The organism is Gordonia sp. (in: high G+C Gram-positive bacteria) (assembly GCF_020438995.1).
Lineage (GTDB): Bacteria > Actinomycetota > Actinomycetes > Mycobacteriales > Mycobacteriaceae > Gordonia.
The window spans coordinates 1-4,399 of the sequence record NZ_JAGQTN010000148.1 but is presented as its reverse complement, the minus strand read 5'-3'; the positions used below and the strand labels follow the sequence as shown (position 1 = coordinate 4,399).

3 protein-coding genes are annotated in these 4,399 nt (G+C 67.4%); 2 read left to right on the top strand and 1 reads right to left on the bottom strand.

Annotation, left to right across the window (positions count from 1 at the left end):
• Together KDB67_RS11260 and KDB67_RS11255 are read left to right on the top strand one after the other, a co-directional pair.
• Positions 1–132 (top strand): PLP-dependent transferase (locus KDB67_RS11260; RefSeq protein ID WP_291015768.1); only part of this gene is annotated, 132 nt, incomplete at its 5' end.
• 52 nt (positions 133–184) lie between these two features.
• The gene (locus KDB67_RS11255) at positions 185–3,469 is read left to right on the top strand and encodes a BTAD domain-containing putative transcriptional regulator (protein ID WP_291015767.1); all 3,285 of its coding nucleotides are present in this window, start codon (positions 185–187) and stop codon (positions 3,467–3,469) included.
• A 30-nt stretch (positions 3,470–3,499) separates the two neighbouring features.
• Here KDB67_RS11255 and KDB67_RS11250 read toward each other — a convergent pair whose 3' ends face one another.
• Positions 3,500–4,351 (bottom strand): ABC transporter permease, encoded by an 852-nt coding sequence (locus tag KDB67_RS11250; RefSeq protein ID WP_291015766.1) that lies wholly within the window; start codon positions 4,349–4,351, stop codon positions 3,500–3,502.
• Positions 4,352–4,399 lie beyond the last annotated feature (48 nt).

Below are 4,399 nucleotides of genomic sequence, written 5' to 3'. Positions count from 1 at the left end.
CATCCGGGCGCGATGACGCACGCCTCGACGGCCGGTTCGCTGCTGGAGGTTCCCGACAACCTCGTCCGCCTCTCGGTGGGCATCGAGGACATCGACGACCTCCTCGGCGACCTGGAGAAAGCGCTGCGCTGACCGGCCGATCGCCGCACAGAAATCGATTGCCCGGCTGCGTACTCTGGGCGAGGTGTCAACATCCCAGGTGCGCTCGGCCACCGCGATCGTGATCGGGCTGCTCGGTCCGGTCGCCGTCGCGCGATCGGGCGTGAGCACGGCATCCGGCGAGGTGGTACCCGCGGATCTGACGCCCATCGCGGGTGTCCGGGCCCGGCGGTTGCTGGTCTCGCTCGCGTTGGCCTCCGGGCGGGTGTGTACGTCCGAACGTCTGATCGCCGACGTGTGGGGCGATACACCTCCAGGCTCACCCGGTGCCGCGCTGCATACTCAGATATCGCGGCTGCGTTCTGTCGTAGGGCATACCGCGGTCGAGGGCATCGCCGGTGGTTACAGACTCGCCGGATGCCGGACCGACCTGAACATCGTCGCGGAGTTGGCATCGTCGGGCGACCCCGACGACCTGGTGGCGGCCACCGCGTGGTGGCGCGGCAGCCCTGGCGATGACCTCGGCGAGAGCGTCGTCGACGATGTGGCAGAAGAACTGCGGACGAAGGCCGGCTCACTGCGGGCCGACATCGATCGCAGGCTGATGACGGCACTGCTGTCCCGTGCGGACTTTGCCGGAGCCCGCAGTGTCGCCGAGAAATTGTGTGCGGCAGATGAATTGGACGAATCGGCGCATCTGGCACTGATGCGCTCACTGGCCGGGGACGGCCGCATCCCCGATGCGCTGGCGGTGTTCGCGCGGCTACGTCGGGCACTGTCCCGCGAATTGGGTATCGATCCGGGTCCGGAGGCGCTGGCACTCAACGCGGAACTGCTCACGGCCGCACGATCACCGACCGATCAGGAACCGACACCCTCGGCCCGCGACTGGCGGTCGAGAGCCGTTGGCGTGGTGTCGGATTCATCAGATCTCATCGGCCGCGACGACGACATCGCGACCATCGTGGCCCTGTTCGGCCGCCATCGGCTGGTCACGGTGCAGGGCCCCGGCGGAGTCGGCAAGACCCGCGTCTCCCACCGGGTGGGCGCCGAACTGGCCCGGGCGGGCCGCAGTGTCTTCTATGTGCCGCTGGCGCCGATCCGCGACGACGACGACGTGGTCAGCGCCATCGCCGCGACGCTCGGTGTGGGCGAATCGGAGTTCGCCGCAAGCGGCCGGCCACGGCGCAGCATAGGTGATCTCGCGGATCGGATCATCGATGCCGTCCGCGGGCTGGATGTGCTGCTGATCCTGGACAACTGCGAGCAGGTCGTCGGCCGGTGTGCCACCCTCGTCGCCGATCTTCTTGCGGCCGAACCGAATCTGTGGGTGCTCACCACGAGCCGGTCGCCGCTGATGCTGACCGCCGAAACCATCTATCAACTGCCCACATTGGGCGGCGGCGTCGACGGTGCGTCGTCCGAACTGTTCGAACGCCGGGCCCGGGCCATCAGGCCCGCCGCGACACTCCTGCCCGCTGCGGTCGCCGACCTGTGCGAGAAGCTTGACGGCCTACCTCTCGCGATAGAGCTTGCCGCAGCACGTATCCGGACCATGTCGGTTGCCGAGATCACCGCCCGGCTCGAAGAACGGTTCGCGCTGCTGCGAGGCACCGATCGCAGCGCGCCCGACCGGCACCGCACCCTGTACGCGGTCATCGAATGGAGCTGGGACCTGCTCGATGACGATGCACGCGCCGCACTCTGCGCGCTGTGCCGGTTCCCCGCCGGATTCACCGCCGACGCCGCATCGGTGATGTTGGGCTACAACGGCTTCCGTCTCGACGAGACTCTCGAGGCGCTGGTCAACCAGTCGTTGCTCAATGTGATCGAGGACCGTGGTCACATCAGGTACCGCATGCTGGAGATGGTCCGCGAGTTCGGCGAGGCCGAGCTGGCGACCGATCCGGACGCATCACGGCGTGTCGACACGGCGATCTGCCTGTGGGCCGGACTCTTCGCCGAGGCTGCGATCAGCGAGTACGAAGAAGACTTCGCGTCGGTGGCACTCGTGGAAGCCGTGTACGCCGAATCAGAGAATCTGGTGTGGGTGCTGCGCCGATGCGTCGCCATCATCCGGGACGACCGATCAGAGGAGGCGACCACCACCGTCGTGACGGTGTTCCCGGTGCTGGCGGCGGCCTGGGTGGTGCGTGGCCTGCATGCCGAGGTACTGGCGTGGAGCGAGCGGATCGTACCGATCCTGCCCGGACCGCCCGCCGACCTGCCCGACCACCTCCGTCGCTGCTGGCAGGCCACCGTTCTCGCGGCGACGCTGCACCAGTGGATGCACCGCAACATCAGGCTGATCGCCATCGGGCGGATGCTGCTGCGACGCCTGCACTCGCCGGGACTTCGGCTGATCGAGCCGACCGACTTCCTGTCCGCGCTGTTGCTCAGCCGCAGCGGTACCGCGGCGTCGAGGCTGATCGCTGTGGGAGTGCGCCGCGGTTCACCGAAGGTGGCCATGTTGGCGCGGGGGTTGCGGATGAACGTGCGGGAGAACGCGGGCTCGCTGGATCCGGCGTTGTCCGACGGGCTCGCGATGATCGAGGAGTCTACGCACCACGACGACGTGTGGTTGCGCGCCATGCCCAGGATGAGTGTTGCCGGAATCTACGGGCAACGTGGACAGTGGGATCGCGCCGTCGACTACTACCGCGCCGTGATCGCCGATCTGGACCGGCTGTCGGCGCACGAGGATGCGTCCGGGTCCCGGTGCTATCTGGCCTGTGCGCTCGTCGCGCTCGGCCGTCTCGACGAGGCCGAGCGGGAACTCGCCCCGCTTGCCGACGGCTGGAGCGTCGAAGCGCCCGACCCTCAGGGCCATCCCGAGGTGACCGCGGCGATGATGGTGACCTGGGCCGAGATTCGTCATGCTCGGGGTGATCAGAATCGGGCCGCCGAGGCGTTCGGGCGCGCGGCGGCGCTCATCTGCCGCGAACACCCATATGTGGCCGCGGACCCGGGCGCGGTGCTGCTGGCCGGCAACGCGGTGGCCGGGATGATCGATTGCGGCAGAGTGGAGCAGGCGCGGGAGTTCCTCGGCGTCCTGTACTCGGGGCTGCGGGCGATGCTCGGCGGCGATGGCTGGCTCGATCTCCCGCAGGGCGCCACGATCGCACTGACCATCGGATGGCTCCTGTGCGCGGGACCGGACGGTGCGGCGTCCGACGGTACTCGCCTGATCGCGCTGGGACTTCGGCTCGGTGTGCGACGGGACCTGCCGAGTGTGCATCGCGGCACGACACAGGCCCAGGCGATCTCGGGTCTGACCGAGACCGCCTGGGCGGTGGTGTGCGGCGACGCCGCGCGGCTGTCGAAACGTCAGGCCAAAGAAGCGATTCTGGACCTGATACGCGACCGCTGACCCGGGTTGGTTGCCGGTATGGTTGCGGCGCTAGGTGTTACGCATATATGCGCGCACTGCGAGGGGCGCGAAGACCGCCGTGACGATCGCCGCACCCAACAGGGACCAACCGAAGTGGCCACTGAAGTGCCCGTTCGCCGTCAGGTCGCGTACGGCGCTCACCAGATGGCTGACCGGATTGACCTTGACCCACGCCTGCAGCCACCCGGGCATCGTGTCGGCGGGGGCGAACGCGTTGGAGGCGAACGTCAGCGGGAACATGATCATCATCGAAACACCCTGCACCGCTGAGGCTTTGCTCATCAGACAGCCCATGAGGGCGAAGATCCACGACATCGCGAAGCTGCACACCATGATCAGCAGCCCGGAGGCCACCACGCCGAGGACGTCGGGTCGCCAGCCCATGATGATGCCCATGATCACCGTCAGGACCGTCGCGACGAAGTAGCGGATCACGTCGGCGAGCAGCGCGCCGGCCAGCGGGCTGATCCGGGCGATCGGCAACGACCGGAACCGGTCGAAGACGCCCTTGTCCATGTCCTCGCGCAACTGGGTGCCGGTGACGATCGAGGTGAGGATCACCGTCTGCACCATGATTCCCGGAATGATCACCGGCAGATACGATTTCACATCACCGCTGATCGCCCCGCCGAACACGTAGGTGAACAGCAGGGTGAAGATGATCGGCTGGAACGTGACGTCGAAGAGCTGTTCGGGATTGTGCCTGATCTTCAGGACTCCGCGAAATGCCATCGAGAACGACTGGGTGATCGTCTCGGCCAGGGACACAGACGTTTTCGCCTGTATGCGGGCCGCTTCGGTGCGGATCGCTCCGCTTCGGATCGCGGTTGTCGGCTCGGTGGCCGGTGTTGTCGTGGTCATGTCAGGCCACCTCCTGGGTGCTGTCGGTTCTGTCGGGCTGCGCGGGTT

Excerpts from the sequence above, each read along its gene's own strand:
- KDB67_RS11250 (WP_291015766.1), bottom strand. The coding sequence starts at position 4,351 with ATGACCACGACAACACCGGCCACCGAGCCGACAACCGCGATCCGAAGC.